Here is a 16,461-nt window from a genome sequence, read left to right as displayed (position 1 = left end):
CGTCTTCTTGCCCCCTTTAGGGGGTTATAACGCTTGACGAGGATGTTTTTTGTGGTCGTCTTAGTTTCATCTTAACGATGACTTTTGACTTGACCTGTTTTTCATCCATCATCTGCTGTTTAGTTTTCAAAGACCGGTTTGTCGCCCTTGCGACGTTTTTAATATTACCACTTTTGTCTACTTTTATCAAGTGGTATTTTTTTTAATCACCTTGCGGCGACATTTGTTATGTTATCATATGTGTATACTGAATGCAAGTACCTTTTGTTGTTTTTTTATAAAATAAAACAAGAAATATTAGTAATTTTTATGACTTATTCAACAACAACTCCTGGCAACATTCTTGAATAAGTTGGGCTAAGCCCTTCGGGCAACCAAAAAAGAAAGTGTCGCTTGCTATACGACACTTTTCTAATCTCAATTATCTTCGCAAAATGTTATCGTTATACACAACAATCGGTTCGTTGTTGCCATATCGTTGATATACTTCACATTCTTTGCATCTTCGTACATCGTTACCTTTTTCGCCCTTACAATAGGTTCCTTTAATATTCCAACAGGGGTAGTTCGGGTATTTGCTTACATTACACTGATCTGGGTCCCTTCCTTCCTCCCGGCAATGCATAAGATCGGAACAGTGGTCTTTTTCTTCCCAGTAATTAATCTGTCTCTCCTTGTTAATCTTAAAGTGTGAAACAAGTTCGTTAAATTCTTGAGCCATTTTGGATAGGCTAATGGAAGATTGAGCAATTTGCTCCACCGCAGAATTGACTTGATCCGTTGATTGTGCCAATTCCTGGGTGGCATCGCTGGTTTGTTCAGTGGCCACAGATATTTCTGAAATGTACTGACTGCTGTTAACTACCTTTTCTACAATTTCTTGAAGGGAATGACCGGCCTTTTCCACCACTATAACACCCTCATTCACTTCCTTTGCTCCAATACCCATGGAACTCACTGCCTGTTCTATATCCCGACGAATTTCTCCAACAATATATGAAATCTCTTTGGCTGCTGTGGCAGATTTTTCAGCCAGCTTGCGTACTTCTTCGGCCACCACAGCAAAACCTCTGCCATGTTCACCTGCCCTGGCCGCTTCAATAGCTGCATTCAGGGCTAATAAATTGGTTTGATCTGCTATTCCTGTAATTGCCTCAATAATCTGCCCAATGCGTTTCGATTGTTCGGAAAGCTTACTCATCACAAGGGTACTTTCATTGACAGTAGAACTGATGCTTTGCATCTTATGAACAACCTCTTGTACCGAGCGTCCACCCTCCCGAGCTACCAGTTCCGCTTCTTTAGAGACAGCGGATGCTCCGGTAGCATTGGCTGCTTGATTCTCGGCAGTGGCCGCCAATTCTGTGGTAAGACCAGCTATGCCATTAACATTGGCACTGACCTCTTGGCTGGCTGCTGACATTTCCTGACTATGGGCCGCCAGTGTCATACTGTCAGTGATAATTTGCCCAAGAACTTGCTGCAGTTTTTGTTCCATTTTAGCAAAGGCCCTAGCTAAATTACCTATTTCGTCTGCACGATTCAGGTTGTCTATCTCTTGGGTTAAATCCCCATCAGCCAATCCATTAGCACTTGTTATCAATTTTTGCAAGGTTATCGTAATATTACGACTAACCAACCAACTGATTAAGAGTCCTAAAACAACGGCTAGAATGGTAAAAATGATCCCATATTGGGTGGCTTTTTTTCCAGCCAAAAGTACCACTGCTTGTTGTTCGCTGACTTCCCTCTGTCTATCCTCTACAAATTTACTTATGTCTGCTTCAATTTTTTCACTTAGGGGGACTATTTTTTCAAGAAAAATCTGTTTTGCTAACTCGCTATTTCCTTCTTCAACAGAAGAAAATATCTCCTTTTTGACAGTGTCTGTCAAGGCTATTTGGTTATTTTGTACGGTTAATAAAAAATCTTTGATCTCTTGCCTCTTTGTATTTTCAATAAATGCCTCTAATCTTGCCGTGGTCTCACTATTCATCTCATTAAAATGATTAGCCTGCTCTGGTTGACCGAACAATAGGTACTCTTTCAATGCTGAATTCTGACGTTCAGCCGATTCCTTAAGCTGCAATCCTTGAATGGCCCGAGTTGTCCACCACTGCTCTTGTTCCACACTTTTATTTAACTCCGCCAATTTTTGATATACCAAGACCTGTGAAACAAAACCTAAAAAGACCACCGCCAAAACTGCTGCTAAAATCTTTTGGCCTATTTTTATGGTAACCACACCCTTCTTATATGAAACATTTTACATAACAAGTATACAATAGTCCTATAAAAAGTAAAACTATGGTACTATTAAAATAGTATTAAATTTTAATTTCGTTTTTTGGAGGTGCTATCCATGTCTTCGGAAGATCGAGATGTAATCTACCGCCCTCCCAGTGAGGCAAAGAGTTTTATACTCCGTATTACAAGGGGTTGTTCCCATAATAAATGTACCTTTTGTGCCATGTACCGCAATGTTCCTTTTCAAATCCGGTCAATGGAGAAGATTGAAAGGGAAATTACACAAATGGCTAAATTCTACCCCGAGTTACGGCGAGTTTTTTTAGCAGATGGTAATGCCCTGGTTTTAGGCACAGATAAGTTACTTGCGATTATGGAAAGGCTGCATGCTGCATTTCCAATGCTCACACGCATTACCTGTTATGGTGCACCAAAGGATATATTACGTAAAACCCCGGCTGAATTGGCAGCACTTCAAAGTGCTGGCTTAAAAATAGTCTACCTTGGTATAGAAAGCGGTGATGACGGGGTACTGACTGAAATTAACAAGGGTGTTACTGCCAATGAGATGATTACAGCGGGGCAAAAGGTGCTGGCTGCTGGCATCAAGCTCTCCGCCATGGTAATCCTGGGATTAGGCGGGATGCAGTATACCCATAGCCATGCGGTAAATACGGCCCGGGTGATTAATGCCATCAGCCCGACCATGCTGGGAGTACTGTCATTAGCCATTTTTGATGGAACCCCTCTTAAAGAAGCAGTGGATCAGGGAAAATTTGTGCCCCTTAGCACCAGGGAAGGCATGCTGGAACTTAAGGAAATGCTGGAACATATTGATGTGCAACAGCCTTGCATTTTTCGCTGCAACCATGTTTCAAACTTCTTGCCCTTAAAGGGAATTCTAAATCGAGATAAGCCCCAGCTTTTAGCCGATGTTCAGGAGGTATTGGAATATCTCAAAGATTCAAGATATAATCAGCAAATCTTTAATCCCAAGAGTTTTTAAAGAAACAAAAACACCTGACAACCACTTTGCGTTGCCAGGTGTTTTTAGCTTATTCTTTTACATAGCAAGCGACAATTTCACCATAATACATAACATGATAATCGTTTTTAAGATAGGCTAGTTTTTTTATGCCGGGGTCCACCAGGGCTGGTTCCATTACCTGGCGATAAACAAGCTTGCACTCATAATGCAGGTCACAGTCCCCGATGATCGGTGTACGCACAATTTTTCCAGGTTCCAGGGTCAGGTTGCTCTCTTTAATTTTATCCATATCCCGGCCAGATTTCGTACCGCAAAGGGCTAAAGCCTTTTTCAGGTCTTTATTTATAGGTATGCTTACGGTAAACTCTTTGGCATGTTCAATCAATTGATAGGTATATCGTGAGGGACGAACCATGACAATAAAGACCGGCTTCTGCCACATAAATCCGATCGAACCCCAACCGATGGTCATGGTATTAACCCTATCTTGGTCGTCTTTTACCGTCAAAAAAGCACCCTTTGGCAGCTGCTCCAGCAGCTCTTTTAAATAGTCGTTATACTTTACATCCTCTTTCATTAAAAGACCTCCCTTTTGCATTTCTTAAATCTGAACGGGTATGTACCCCTTTAACCTAACGGAGTTTAGGGTTGCCTCACAGTCTAAAGCGTACACCTCAACTCCTTTTGCCGCTGCTTGACAAAGGGATTGGCTAAAAACCGGGTCTGTGACTTCATTCGGTTTAAATATAGTAGCATCATTTCTTTGTATGACAAAAATAACAGCAGCTCTGTATCCATCCGCCACTGCTTTAATCAATTCAAGAAGGTGTTTTGAACCTCTCTCTGAAGGAGCATCTGGGAATTTTGCCACCCCATGATCCACCAGTGTTACTGATTTAATTTCGATAAAGCAACGATTAACTCCTCTTTTTAAATAAAGATCAAAGCGACTTTCTCCGTAGCCTACTTCTTTTTTTATTTCCTCATACTGAAAAAGTTCTTGCAACGCCCCTTCAGACAGTGCTTTGTACATGAGTCTATTGGGCAGCAAAGAATCCACCGAAACCAATGTCTTATTGTACCTTGCCAGGTGAATCCTATATTGTGTTTTTCTGCCTGCCGGCATGGGGGCTACATAAACAGAATTGCCCGGAAAAAGAAGCTCCCTCATTCTGCCGGAACTAGGTACATGGGCCGGGCTGATTTGCCCCGCCACTTGTACCATCCCTACGAAACGATTCTTTCTCTCCACGAAGACTGACTCTACCAGCTCGGGTAAGTCAATAAACGGTGCCTCAGCATGGTTACTCAGACCATTCAAATTCCCAATCCCCAATACGAACGATATCGCCTTCCTTGACCCCGGCATCTACAAGTCCTTGCTCCAAACCCATTACTTTCATGATTCTTTGCAGGCGCTCTAAGGACTGATCCTCTTCCAGATAGGTCATCGACACGTGGCGTTCGATTTCTTTACCGGTAACACGCCAATTGCCATCCATGTCCCGCTTGATCTGAAAGCGATCCTCCGGCTCAAACAGGGCCGGGTCTTCATCTGGTTGCTCCGGCTCAATTTTGGGTAGTTCAGCTAATAGCTGGGCCACTCGCTGGACAACTTTATCCAGACCCTGATTGGTGGCAGCAGAAATTGGGTAAATTTCATATTGCTGGCCATAGGCTTCCTGTAAACGAACGAGGTTTTCCTCTGCCTCAGGAGTTATATCCATTTTATTGGCTGCAATAATCTGTGGTCTAGTAATTAAACGAGAATCATAGTGCTCTAATTCACTGTTAATTATCCGAATATCTTCAACGGGGTCCCTGCCTTCGGTCCCGGCAGTATCCACCACATGGATCAATAGGCGGGTCCTCTCTGTGTGACGTAAAAATTCATGACCTAAACCGACTCCCTGAGAAGCCCCCTCAATTAAACCCGGTATATCTGCCACCACAAAACTTCCTGCTTCCCCAGCAGAAACAACACCAAGGTTAGGGACCAGGGTTGTAAAGGGATAATCAGCAATTTTAGGTTTAGCCGCTGATACCATCGAAATAAAAGTAGATTTGCCGGCATTGGGAAAACCAATGAGTCCAACGTCAGCAATTAATTTAAGTTCGAGTTCCAACCACAATTCTGTTCCTGGTTCACCTTTTTCAGCAATACGTGGTGCCTTGTTGGTGCCAGAGGAAAAATGAACATTGCCGCGACCTCCACGTCCACCTTTGGCTATCACAACTTGCTCACCGTTTTCCACCAGGTCTGCCAGTAACCTGCCCGTATCTGCATCACGGACCACCGTGCCAGTAGGTACCCTAACAAGTAAAGTCTCCCCACTGGAGCCATTCATATTTTTCCCCATACCATGGCTGCCACGTTCAGCCTTAAAGTGCCTCTTGTAGCGGAAATCCTGTAATGTATTAAGCCCCTCATCGGCTATAAAAATTATATCTCCACCACGGCCGCCATCGCCGCCCCAGGGACCGCCAAAGGGCACATATTTTTCACGACGCATGGCTATACAGCCATTACCGCCGTCCCCACCTTTGACATAAATTTTCGCTCTGTCAAAAAACATTATTGTTCATCACCCAATACTATTATTTACCGCTGTGGCCTTCCTAAGCCAATTTTTTGGGAAATATCATATATATTTCTACTTCTTTCTCTGTTACAGCCAATTTGGAACTGCTTTTGTAAGCCGCTAAGGCTTCAGCAAGAGCCATTTGTTCCTGGGCATCCTTCACAACCTCAGCGGGAACACCTGAAAAACCAAGTTTTATGGTAATCTTTTTTTCTCCCTCACTGATGGTTAGCTTCATTTTTCGATCATTAACTTCTGGTGGTGCCAGAAACTTTAAAGCCTGCTTTATACAACGATTCAGGGCAGATGCTACCACTTCTCCTGGAACATTTAGAGTTGCAAGATTTGTTTGTATATCATACTGAATATCGATTTGGCTTTTGTTGGCTTCATTGCTGCCGACCAATAAAACCGCTAGTATTTCAGGGGATTTAATTCGGGTAATTTTGCTATAGTTTTCATACTGTTGGCAAACCTGGTTGATATAATCCCGGACCCTGTCCCCCTTATTTAATTGAAGCAGGCCTGATATAACCTGTAAATGATTTAAAAAATCATGCCTTTGTACTTGAATAATTTCCAACAGGTTTTTTATTTCCACTCTCATACTTCCTTTCGGACTTATATCCGAGAAGCACTTCGACAAAATGGATTTATTTTCCTGCCAAACATTATATTAAAAAACTTGGCTTGCTTGCCTGTGCCCTTTAGGTTATGCCCTTAAGGGTGCGCCATAACCCTAAAGGACATAACCTAAAGGGCACGAGAGTCTTTAGACGCGGCGAAAACCTTCGTTTTTCTTGTACGATCATCATTATAAATTTTAATAAGTTTTATACTTTATGATAGTGAAAAAAACCAGCCTGCTGATCAGGCTGGTTTTAGCGCAGTTAAACCTATTGAGCTACTTCTTCTGGAACAACAATGCTTACTTGTTTCTTGTCCCGACCTTTACGCTCAAATCTAACAATACCATCAACTTTAGCGAAAAGGGTATCGTCGCCACCACGTCCTACGTTATCACCGGGATAAATCTTGGTACCACGCTGTCTTACCAGAATGCTACCAGCAGGGACAAACTTACCGTCGCCTTCCTTTACCCCAAGCCGTTTAGATTCGGAGTCACGACCGTTCCGTGAACTACCCACACCTTTCTTATGAGCCATGCAGTCCCACCTCCTATCGGGGTTCAAATAAAAAATAATTAAGCTTCAATTTTTTCAACAACCACCTGAGTGAAAGGTTGACGATGCCCTTTCTTACGGCGGTAATTTTTCTTGGGCTTATACTTAAAGATAATAATCTTTTGGCCTTTGCCATGACGAACAACGTTAAGAACTACCTTTGCACCTTCCACCTTGGGAGCACCAACAGTCAATTGACCATCTTTCTCCACCAGCAGAACATCGGTTAATTCAACCTTTTCGCCAGCCTCAGCATTTAGTTTCTCAATGTACAGGGTGTCACCTTCCTGAACCTTGTACTGCTTGCCGCCAGTAACCACTACTGCGTACATACCTACACCTCCCCATCCTTAGGACTCGCCATCAAGGTACCAGTGCTCTGGTTTGAAAACCTCTGCTGTGCGGTATTGTGCAGGCAATTTAGCCTACATTTAGTTATTTTATCAGATTCGTGGAAAATGTCAATGCGAATTAGCCTTCAGCCGTCAGCTTAATGGCCTTGGGCCATGTCTTTACACCAATATCGCCTTAGCATAGGTTCGATAGACTTTTACTACTTCCACCGATACTAGCTCCCCTACCATCGCCCCGCCACCTTCTACATCAATGATAAAGCCATCTAAACGTGCGATCCCATCAGCGGGGTTGGAAATGTGGAGTTCTTCCACCTTGACCTCAATAATTTCACCATTCTTCACGGGAACTGTTCGGGAGAAAATTTCATCTTGATCGGAAATTGCCTTAACCGTAACCTGTTCCAGGTGGTGAGTTGCAGAGCCTCTAATATAAAGATTTTTACCGATTTTCTGTTCCAGTTCCCGGAGAGTTGCTCCACCTGCCCCAATGAGTCGAGCAGCCACCACAGGATTTGCTTCAACCAAGATGGTATCTGCTATTGTTTGCCTTGCCAATTGATAAATTTGAGCTTTTAGTTTAATGCTAACGGTCTCTTCAGAAAGCACCTTCCCCCGACCTTCACAGTAGGGACAAAGTTTTTGAACTACCTCTGCCAGGGATGGACGTACCTTTTTTCGGGTCATTTCCACCAACCCCAGTTGGGTAATCCCTAAGATATTGGTCTTGGTTTTGTCCTTTTTGATTTGCTCTTCCAGTACGGCTAGCACTTGATTACGATGATCCTCTGCGATCATGTCAATAAAATCAACGATTATTATACCGCCAATATTTCTTAACCGAAGTTGACGGGCAATTTCCACCGCAGCGTCCAAATTTGTTTTTAATACGGTATCCTCAAGGGTTGTACTGCCCACAAATTTCCCTGTGTTAACATCAATTGCTGTTAGGGCTTCGGCCTGATCGATAACCAAATAGGCGCCACATTTCAACCAAACTTTCTTTTTTAGGGCTTTTTCCAGTTCAACGGTAATGCCATAATCCTCGAATATATTTTCACGTTCGTCCAAACATACCTTTAATTTTAATTTAGGATCAATCATATCTAAAATTTCTAAGGTCTTTTCATATTCACTGCGGGAATCCACTGTTAGCCGATCTACATCCTCACTAAAGATATCCCGCAGCATCCGTTGGACTAGTTCTACATCACGATGCAGTGAATTAGGCGCAGCACAATTTGTTGCCCGACTCTGAATTTTTCGCCAAAGTTTTGACAGAAGAACAATATCCTGCCGGAATTCCTCCTCTTCCACTCCTTCGGCCACAGTACGCACAATAACTCCCATTCCATCGGGTTTTACCCGACTGGCCAACTCCTTTAAACGCTCCCGCTCCTTTTCCGATTCAATACGTCGAGATATACCGACATAGTCAACGGTAGGCATAAGAACCAAATAGCGACCCGGTAATGTGATATGGGTCGTTACTCTCGGTCCCTTGGTGCCAATTGGCTCTTTAACAATTTGCACAATAATTTCTTGTCCCTGCTTTAAAACGTCACCTATATTTACGTGATAGCCAGTCTGATGGTTGACTTCAGGATTTCTGGTCGGCTGAGCATCCTCCACATAAAGAAAGGCATTTTTCTCTAAGCCTATATCTACAAAGGCCGCCTGCATACCAGGCAATACGTTTTCTACCTTACCCTTGAATATATTACCAACCAGGCGTTGGTTATGGGAACGCTCGATGTATACTTCCATGAGGACTCGGTCTTCCAACACCGCAACCCTCGTCTCTTCTTCCTGAACATTAATGATAATTTCTTTTAACATATTGAACTTCCTCTCCTACTGCTGGCCATTAGACCTCCCAGAGAGAAATCGGGCCAGTGACGCCTTCGGCGTACAGGGCCGTGCGACGAACCTGGAAATCTTCCGGGTCTACTGGAACCCCGTATTGATGCAACTTTTGCAATATTTCTTCGGGGCGAACATTTCCCGTACTGCCAATCAGCAGTTCCATATTTATTTCTAAGGTTTGCCCCTTTACATCGCCGGACAACCTGTATATTCCAGGCCTTATATCCACTTCTTTTACTTTCCCCTTAGCGGTACGGGTTACGAATATTTCCTGCTGTTTAAGTAATTCATTCATAGCAGTTCCTAATTCCACGATGGAATAACCAGCAGGAAGATGTGTTGTGGCCCGGTAGTCGGCCCGGGATACCCGTGACATCAGGGATTGTGCTCGATCTTCAATTTGTTTTATATCAAGTATTCTATACCCTTCCGGCAGGTTAGGTGCCAATTTTAGGGCAATTTCACCAGGCTCCATGTATTCTTTTAGATCCATATCCAGATATTCTTCCAAACCGGCAACCCCCACTGGCAGCGGCGAAGCAAAACTAAATTTAGGATGGGGGTTGAAACCCTCCGAAAAGGCCACAGGAAGTTTGGCCCTTCGAGTCGAACGGTCAAAAAACCTTACCATGTCCAGATGGGAGCTATAACGAGCTGGGCCTTCTTTACTATATTTCACCCTGAATCGGGGCAATATCCACACCTCCCAGAATTGTTGGCGTAATTTCAAGGGTTGGACAGAGGCCACAGCCGGTACACATACCAGCACGGCAATCCACGGTAGGTTCACTACCCAGTGCCTTTTTATGTTCACGCAATAAAAAGCGCTTACTTACACCAGCTTCTATATGATCCCAGGGTAATACCTCTTCCTTGGCAATTTCCCTATAGGCATACCATTTCGGGACAATATTTTCATATTCAAAGGCCTCAAGCCAAAGATTATAATTAAAATGTTCTGACCAGCCATCAAAGCGAGCCCCTTTGGACCAGGCCGTCTCCAGCACAGCAGCTAACCGGCGATCCCCTTTGGCAAAGACAGCTTCCAGAAAACTGGTCTCTGGATCGTGCCAATTATAGGTGATTCGCTTATCCCTCAGTTTTTCTTTGAGGTATTTTTGTTTGTCGCGCAATTCCTGTAAGGTATTCTGGGGCTCCCACTGAAAGGCTGTGTGTGACTTGGGTACAAAGGATGAAGTACTAACCGTTACCTTTAAACGACCTCTCGGTACGCCACACGCATAACCAATTTGCACTACTTTTTTAGCCATTTGCGCAATGCCATCAAGGTCTTCATAGGTTTCGGTGGGTAAACCGATCATAAAATAGAGTTTAACCGAAGACCAGCCATTTTTAAAAGCGGATGTTACTGCGTCCACCAAGTTCTGCTCTGTGACGTTTTTGTTTATTACATCACGCAGACGCTGGGTACCAGCTTCTGGAGCAAAGGTTAAGCCACTCTTGCGGACCTTTTGAACTTCTTTGGCCAAGTCAATGGAAAAGGCATCCAACCGTAAAGAAGGCAGTGATACGTTGACGCCCCTCTCCCCAAAAATATCCAACAGATTTTTTACCAGAGGTGCCACCCCTGTGTAATCTGCTGTACTTAATGAAGTAAGAGAAATTTCATCATGACCCGTATTGTCTATCATTTCTTCCACTTGACGAATCAAGGTTTCTGGCTTCTTCTCTCGCACGGGCCGATACAGCACCCCTGCCTGACAAAAGCGGCACCCCCTGGTGCAACCCCTCAGTACTTCCACCATCACCCGGTCATGAACAACACTCATTGACGGCACAATGGGATTGCTAGGGAAATCTACATTGTCAAAATCCCGCACAATTCTCTTGCCAATCTTACTGGGGATTCCCTTCTTGGTGGGAAGAACGCTCTTAACGGTTTGGTCATCGTTGTAGCTAACTTCATAGAAAGATGGTACATAGACACCGGAAATGTGTTTGGCAAAGTGCAGCAGCATTTCCTGACGGCTTACCCCTTTTTCTTTAAGTTCCTTATAGGTATCAATCAGCTCATGCATGACCTCTTCACCCTCACCAATGACGAATAGGTCAATAAAATCTGCGATTGGTTCCGGGTTAAAAGCGCAGGGGCCACCGGCAATTACCAGCGGCATACTGGCATCCCGATGAGCCGATCGTACTGGTAGGCCGGCCAAATCCAGCATATTTAAGATGTTGCTAAAGCTCATCTCATACTGTAAAGTAAATCCCAGCAGGTCAAAATCCGCCAGTGGCCGTTGGGATTCCAAACTAAACAACAGCACCTTTTCTTGGCGCAGCTGCTCCTCCATATCGGTCCAAGGAGCAAAAACCCTTTCCATGAGAGCATCCTCACGCTTATTCACCACATGGTAAAGAATTTGTAAACCCAGGTGGGACATACCTACTTCATAGACATCGGGAAAGGCAAAGACCATTTTTACATCCACCTGGTCCCAGTCTTTTTTTACTGCATTCCATTCGCCGCCAACATAGCGGGAAGGTTTTTGGACCCGAGCAAGTATCTTATCTAATCTACTCATTATTGATTGCCTCCATTACTAGCACGTACAGTTGCAGTAGAAATACTCTTATCTATTATTGCCCAATTTGGCTTTGAAAAATATTCCTTTTTGATCTTTCTACATCTTGCTTTCTAATTCCTTGTGCATCCAGTAAAAAATAGCCATCAGCTTATGGCTGACGGCTATTGGTTTTTCGGCTTAATCAGCGAACCAACCGGAACATCCATACCCTGCTGAAACAGAGCATCCACCACCTGGGCTTCGCTAACTTGACCTTGTAGCTCCATTTGTCTGTTTAATAAGAGAATAAGATGAAATTTTTGAGGTACAAACAACTTAACGATTTCCTTTAGGGGAACATCCTCCAGAGCAACCAACTTCTCCACTGGTAAAATCCCTGTCTGGATTAGTTCTTCCTTTTTATGTGCCAAATGACGGACAAAGAGGTAGGGAGCCAGGTTCTTTTCTTTGCTGGCAGCATAAAGAACGAATAAAGCAATAATGATTACATCCAGACCAACTATACGCTGGAAAAACCCAATGACCCCCAGGCTAATAACAGCCACTGCCGTTATTTGACCGATTCTGGCAGTAGTAAGAGTGGCCTGGGAAACACCGATGTGGGTAGCCAGCAGGGAACGCAATACTCTGCCGCCGTCTAATGGTAATGCTGGGAGAAGATTAAAAAGGGCTAGCATCATATTTACCTGAATAAAGTATGGACTAAGCTCCTCCGACCAGATACCATAATTTTTCAATCCCAGAGCTAAGCCGATTAATAAGATATTGGAAGCTGGTCCTGCTAGGGCCACGGCAATTTCTTTGCTCGGCTGCACACTCATTTCTCCGCCCATCCTGGCCACACCACCAAAGGGCAGGATCTCAATATTAATGACCGGCACACCCAGCATTCTGGCTACCAGAGTATGAGCTAGCTCGTGAAATAAGACTAAACCAAAAATAATCAGTCCCTTTTCTAAAACCCCGGCCACAAAATATAGACTAAGTAGGACAAGGAATAACGGGTTTAGCCGAATCTCAATACCCTGGAGGCGTCCTACTCTCATTGTTTGCTACTCTCCTGGCTAGTCTTACTGCTGCTTTCTATGGATTCAATCGAACGACTGCTTTCTTGCTTATTCATGTTAATCTTCTTTAAAGGGTCAACTAGTTTGTCATTTTCCCTCACTTCAAAGTGGAGTACCGGGTCCCCTTGGTTCTGTTCAGCTACCTTACCCAATTCCTGACCTGCCTGCACCTGGTGACCTTCTAAAACAGCAATATCACTTAAGCCAGCATAAAGGGTATACTCCCCCTTACGATGTTCAATTAAGACAAACTCGCCATAGGTTCGATCGTGACCAATGCGACTGACCTTGCCAGGTTGTACAGCCTGCACCGGAGAACCTACGCTGGCACTGATATCAATGCCTGGGTTAAAACGCTCTAAATTATCTTCGGGGCTTTTAACCCAACCAAATTCCTGTACCACCTGACCAGATACTGGGATGGCCCAGTTTATACTTGGTTCAGGATCAGTCATAGCAGGCAAAACAGGATGGGCTAATTCATGTACAAAGGGCCAGTCCATATTCACGGTTTGCAACCCAAAGGCGACGGCTTTATCCAGTGCAGGTGTTACATCCCATTCGGTGCTTAAGGCTACCTTTAACCCTTCCCGGGCCTGTTGACTCCAAGGGTGGTTTGATTCCTTAAGTACCAGTAACACCGCAAAAATACCCAAAGCTACAACAATCCGATAAAAGGTTTTAAAACTCCGGCTACCTTTTTTCTTACGCCGCCACTTACTTCCCGAGTAATACATACTCATCCAATCGTCATTATGACTGTTGTTATAATGCGTGTTGTAATTGTTTAATGGGTCTTTACTTTTCTTTTTATACCGATCAAAACTAAATCTACCAATCTTCACCTTAATCCCTCCCAGGAATCGATTGCTCTTATTAACTAGTACAATATATTCCTTAGGGGGACAAATATGACAAGCTGTTTTTAGACTTACAGGTATTTCTTTGGGGTCAGCCATCAGCGGTGGGCCTTGGGCTTTTAACTGTTGGGTTGAGAAGGATGTCTCGGTCGTGACAGGGGGAGTGGCCCATGGCGAATGGCTCAAAAAAGCCCGGCCATGTTTAGCCGGACTTTTATTCATATTCTTTAACCCATGACTCACGGCGGAACCTAGAGTTAAAACAGTATCTTCTGCCTTCGACTATACACATTGAGCAAGATACCGATGGCAATCATATTGGTCAACATGCTGCTGCCACCGTAGCTGAAAAGGGGTAAGGGTACACCAGTAACTGGCATGATGCCAGAAACCATGCCCACGTTGGTTAAAATATGAAAGGCTAACATGGTTACTACACCGCTGGCCAACAGGGTACCGTTTAAATCCCTTGCCTCAGAGGCAATTCTTATGCCGCGGTATAAAAGGATCAGGAAAAGGACAAGCAGTGCAGTCACACCAATAAAGCCCATCTCTTCACCGACAACCGAAAAGATGAAGTCTGTGTGCTGTTCGGGTAAAAAGTTTAACTGATTTTGACTACCGTTAAAGATCCCTTTCCCTTCCAAGCCACCTGAACCGATGGCAATCTGAGACTGTACTACGTGGTAGCCGTTACCATGCCACTGTTCCCAAGGGTCAATAAACACGAGCAGCCGGTCTAACTGATAGTCCTTTAAGGGAATCCAAAGACCAATCTTAAAATGCAACCAAACCCAACTAACGGCCGAGGTCAGTCCACCAAAGAACAAACCAGCGATCAATTTTCCATTGGAGCTTGCAACAAAAAGCATGCCAAACATAATGGCGATAAAGACCAAAGAGGTTCCCAGATCAGGTTGTTTTAATATAAGCAGCATCGGAACACCGATGTGAACAAAGCAAGGTAATAAATCTTTAAAGTTCTTTAATTTACCCTCACGGCGACTTAAAAAATCGGCAAAGGTAATGATGATAAAAATTTTCGCAAATTCCGAGGGCTGTAGTTTAAAGGCCCCTAAATCAATCCAGCGGGTCGCTCCCTTGGCATTATGGCCCAGGGGTGACAACACAGCTGCAAGCAACAATAGGTTAATAATATAAATGGTTTTCCTATGACGTCGTAAATCTTCGTAGGATATCGATATAACAAACAGTATAGCAATTACGCCGGCCACAAACCAAATAATTTGTTTTTGCACATAACCACTAAATAATATATTGGCATACTGTAAAAAGGAAAGACTAGTTGGTTCACTTTCTGTTAAATTACTTATACCTTGGGTTTCCTTATTCCACAATTCTTGGTGTTCCCGGAAATCCATTGGACTGCTAACCACCGTAGCACTGCTAATAATGACTAAACTAAAGCAAACAATCAGTAATACGGAGATTATTAATATATAGTCCAGGTTTCTGACAAACCGCTTGTCCACCATTAAAAATCCCTCCCCCTCAACCTATAAATTATATACTACATAAAAATAAAACAAAAGGGGGTTCTATATGCGTAAAAAGGGAGTGTCGGAGCACAAGGGGACGGTTCTTTTGTGTTGTTCTATAGAACAACACAAAAGAACCGTCCCCTTGTGCTATTACTAAATGGTTTAACTTTGTAAAACTAGACCGGGGTTACTCTTTTCATACGTTTTACAGGTATATTCGCCACCAGGGCTACCTGATTATCGTCGCCATCGAGACTTACTTCAAGAGCTTTATCATCAATTTCCATATAATTTGAGATAACCTTAATCAAGTCATTTTTTAAGGACGTTAGTAACTCCGGTGAAACATTGGCCCGGTCGTGCACCAAAACCAATCTCAACCTCTCTTTTGCCACGTTCTTACTGTTTGACGATTCACGCCCAAATACCCTGTTTAAAAACTCTAACACTCCGGTACCCCCTTCCTTACTTAAGTCCGATCATTTTCTTTAAGGCACTAAAGAAACCACCTGGTTCCTCAAGGTTCATTAAGGGAATATTTTCCCCCAGGATACGACGGGTGATATTGCGGTAAGCTTGTCCACTCTGGGACTGGTCATCCCTTACCACCGTTTCACCTTTGTTGGTGGTGACAACAACCTGTTCATCCTCAGGTACTACCCCCAGGAGATCAATGGCTAGTATTTCATTCATGTCGTCAATACTCATCATGTCCCCACGGTTAACCATTTTGGTCCGGTAACGGTTAATAATTAGTTTGGGTTCCCGCAATTCCGCTGCTTCTAACAAACCAATGATGCGATCTGCATCCCTCACCGCGGACACTTCGGGTGTTGTCACAACGATGGCCTTATTTGCCCCGGCAACGGCATTTCTAAAGCCTTGCTCAATACCTGCCGGGCAATCGATAATGATAAAATCAAATTCCTTTTTCAATTCTTCCGTTAGTTCAACCATTTGCTCGGGACTAACAGCGGTTTTATCTTTCGTTTGAGCAGCAGGTAACAGATACAGTGATTCATAACGCTTATCCTTAATTAAGGCCTGCCTCATACGGCATACCCCAGAGGTAACATCGACAATGTCAAAGACAATTCTATTTTCCAGACCAAGTACAACATCAAGGTTACGCAGTCCGATATCGGCATCTACCAGACACACCTTTTTGTTATGCGAAGCAAGGCCAGTGCCTAGGTTGGCAGTGGTTGTGGTTTTACCAACCCCTCCTTTACCAGAAGTGACTACGATAACTTCACCCATATTTTA

At 43.7% G+C, this 16,461-nt stretch carries 16 protein-coding genes; 1 reads left to right on the top strand and 15 read right to left on the bottom strand.

Features of this window, described 5'->3' with window-relative positions; all coding sequences use genetic code 11:
- Positions 1-421: 421 nt before the first annotated feature.
- The gene (locus AC1U9Z_RS11920) at positions 422-2,245 is read right to left on the bottom strand and encodes a methyl-accepting chemotaxis protein (RefSeq protein ID WP_333531865.1); all 1,824 of its coding nucleotides are present in this window, start codon (positions 2,243-2,245) and stop codon (positions 422-424) included.
- A 117-nt stretch (positions 2,246-2,362) separates the two neighbouring features.
- Between AC1U9Z_RS11920 and AC1U9Z_RS11915 the strand changes: the two genes are divergently transcribed.
- Positions 2,363-3,253, top strand: a complete 891-nt coding sequence (locus AC1U9Z_RS11915; RefSeq protein WP_333531866.1) for a radical SAM protein — start codon at positions 2,363-2,365, stop codon at positions 3,251-3,253.
- A gap of 49 nt (positions 3,254-3,302) precedes the next feature.
- Here AC1U9Z_RS11915 and AC1U9Z_RS11910 read toward each other — a convergent pair whose 3' ends face one another.
- The 14 genes from AC1U9Z_RS11910 to minD all read right to left on the bottom strand — a co-directional run bounded on the left by AC1U9Z_RS11910 (position 3,303) and on the right by minD (position 16,455).
- The gene (locus AC1U9Z_RS11910; protein ID WP_333531867.1) at positions 3,303-3,812 is read right to left on the bottom strand and encodes a flavin reductase family protein; all 510 of its coding nucleotides are present in this window, start codon (positions 3,810-3,812) and stop codon (positions 3,303-3,305) included.
- Between the two features lie 24 nt (positions 3,813-3,836).
- Positions 3,837-4,556, bottom strand: coding sequence for a DNA/RNA nuclease SfsA (gene sfsA, locus AC1U9Z_RS11905; RefSeq protein WP_333531868.1), 720 nt, complete (start codon positions 4,554-4,556; stop codon positions 3,837-3,839).
- Positions 4,540-5,811 (bottom strand): GTPase ObgE, encoded by a 1,272-nt coding sequence (obgE, locus tag AC1U9Z_RS11900; protein WP_333531869.1) that lies wholly within the window; start codon positions 5,809-5,811, stop codon positions 4,540-4,542. Before obgE ends, sfsA begins: the two co-directional genes overlap by 17 nt.
- Before the next feature lie 43 nt (positions 5,812-5,854).
- A complete protein-coding gene (locus AC1U9Z_RS11895; protein ID WP_479957487.1) occupies positions 5,855-6,424 on the bottom strand; it encodes a Spo0B domain-containing protein in 570 nt (189 codons plus the stop codon).
- 289 nt (positions 6,425-6,713) lie between these two features.
- Positions 6,714-6,983, bottom strand: coding sequence for a 50S ribosomal protein L27 (gene rpmA, locus AC1U9Z_RS11890; RefSeq protein ID WP_333531871.1), 270 nt, complete (start codon positions 6,981-6,983; stop codon positions 6,714-6,716).
- Between the two features lie 38 nt (positions 6,984-7,021).
- Complete coding sequence (gene rplU, locus AC1U9Z_RS11885) at positions 7,022-7,333, bottom strand: 50S ribosomal protein L21 (protein WP_333531872.1); 312 nt, start codon at positions 7,331-7,333, stop codon at positions 7,022-7,024.
- Between the two features lie 180 nt (positions 7,334-7,513).
- Positions 7,514-9,193, bottom strand: coding sequence for an Rne/Rng family ribonuclease (locus AC1U9Z_RS11880; RefSeq protein ID WP_333531873.1), 1,680 nt, complete (start codon positions 9,191-9,193; stop codon positions 7,514-7,516).
- A gap of 28 nt (positions 9,194-9,221) precedes the next feature.
- Positions 9,222-9,923 (bottom strand): TIGR03936 family radical SAM-associated protein, encoded by a 702-nt coding sequence (locus tag AC1U9Z_RS11875; RefSeq protein WP_333531874.1) that lies wholly within the window; start codon positions 9,921-9,923, stop codon positions 9,222-9,224.
- Positions 9,889-11,763 (bottom strand): TIGR03960 family B12-binding radical SAM protein, encoded by a 1,875-nt coding sequence (locus tag AC1U9Z_RS11870; RefSeq protein ID WP_479957486.1) that lies wholly within the window; start codon positions 11,761-11,763, stop codon positions 9,889-9,891. Before AC1U9Z_RS11870 ends, AC1U9Z_RS11875 begins: the two co-directional genes overlap by 35 nt.
- A 164-nt stretch (positions 11,764-11,927) precedes the next feature.
- Positions 11,928-12,812, bottom strand: a complete 885-nt coding sequence (locus AC1U9Z_RS11865) for a M50 family metallopeptidase (protein ID WP_479957485.1) — start codon at positions 12,810-12,812, stop codon at positions 11,928-11,930.
- Complete coding sequence (locus AC1U9Z_RS11860) at positions 12,809-13,915, bottom strand: M23 family metallopeptidase (protein WP_479957484.1); 1,107 nt, start codon at positions 13,913-13,915, stop codon at positions 12,809-12,811. Before AC1U9Z_RS11860 ends, AC1U9Z_RS11865 begins: the two co-directional genes overlap by 4 nt.
- Positions 13,916-13,950: 35 nt before the next feature.
- Positions 13,951-15,189, bottom strand: coding sequence for a rod shape-determining protein RodA (gene rodA, locus AC1U9Z_RS11855; RefSeq protein WP_333531878.1), 1,239 nt, complete (start codon positions 15,187-15,189; stop codon positions 13,951-13,953).
- Between the two features lie 182 nt (positions 15,190-15,371).
- Positions 15,372-15,644: a cell division topological specificity factor MinE gene (gene minE / locus AC1U9Z_RS11850; protein WP_333531879.1), complete on the bottom strand. Its 273-nt coding sequence runs from the start codon at positions 15,642-15,644 to the stop codon at positions 15,372-15,374.
- Between the two features lie 16 nt (positions 15,645-15,660).
- The gene (gene minD, locus AC1U9Z_RS11845) at positions 15,661-16,455 is read right to left on the bottom strand and encodes a septum site-determining protein MinD (protein WP_333531880.1); all 795 of its coding nucleotides are present in this window, start codon (positions 16,453-16,455) and stop codon (positions 15,661-15,663) included.
- Positions 16,456-16,461: the final 6 nt, after the last annotated feature.

Source organism: Desulfotomaculum sp. (genome assembly GCF_982386235.1).
This window is presented reverse-complemented; position numbering and strand designations above follow the sequence as displayed.

What these genes read in the sequence shown, in the direction of transcription:
- AC1U9Z_RS11865 (WP_479957485.1), bottom strand. Translation starts at nt 12,812, where the DNA reads ATGAGAGTAGGACGCCTCCAGGGTATTGAGATTCGGCTAAACCCGTTA.
- AC1U9Z_RS11910 (WP_333531867.1), bottom strand. Translation starts at nt 3,812, where the DNA reads ATGAAAGAGGATGTAAAGTATAACGACTATTTAAAAGAGCTGCTGGAG.
- AC1U9Z_RS11870 (WP_479957486.1), bottom strand. Translation starts at nt 11,763, where the DNA reads ATGAGTAGATTAGATAAGATACTTGCTCGGGTCCAAAAACCTTCCCGC.
- rpmA (WP_333531871.1), bottom strand. Translation starts at nt 6,983, where the DNA reads ATGGCTCATAAGAAAGGTGTGGGTAGTTCACGGAACGGTCGTGACTCC.
- AC1U9Z_RS11860 (WP_479957484.1), bottom strand. Translation starts at nt 13,915, where the DNA reads ATGAATAAAAGTCCGGCTAAACATGGCCGGGCTTTTTTGAGCCATTCG.
- rplU (WP_333531872.1), bottom strand. Translation starts at nt 7,333, where the DNA reads ATGTACGCAGTAGTGGTTACTGGCGGCAAGCAGTACAAGGTTCAGGAA.
- rodA (WP_333531878.1), bottom strand. Translation starts at nt 15,189, where the DNA reads ATGGTGGACAAGCGGTTTGTCAGAAACCTGGACTATATATTAATAATC.
- AC1U9Z_RS11880 (WP_333531873.1), bottom strand. Translation starts at nt 9,193, where the DNA reads ATGTTAAAAGAAATTATCATTAATGTTCAGGAAGAAGAGACGAGGGTT.
- minD (WP_333531880.1), bottom strand. Translation starts at nt 16,455, where the DNA reads ATGGGTGAAGTTATCGTAGTCACTTCTGGTAAAGGAGGGGTTGGTAAA.
- obgE (WP_333531869.1), bottom strand. Translation starts at nt 5,811, where the DNA reads ATGTTTTTTGACAGAGCGAAAATTTATGTCAAAGGTGGGGACGGCGGT.
- AC1U9Z_RS11915 (WP_333531866.1), top strand. Translation starts at nt 2,363, where the DNA reads ATGTCTTCGGAAGATCGAGATGTAATCTACCGCCCTCCCAGTGAGGCA.
- AC1U9Z_RS11895 (WP_479957487.1), bottom strand. Translation starts at nt 6,424, where the DNA reads ATGAGAGTGGAAATAAAAAACCTGTTGGAAATTATTCAAGTACAAAGG.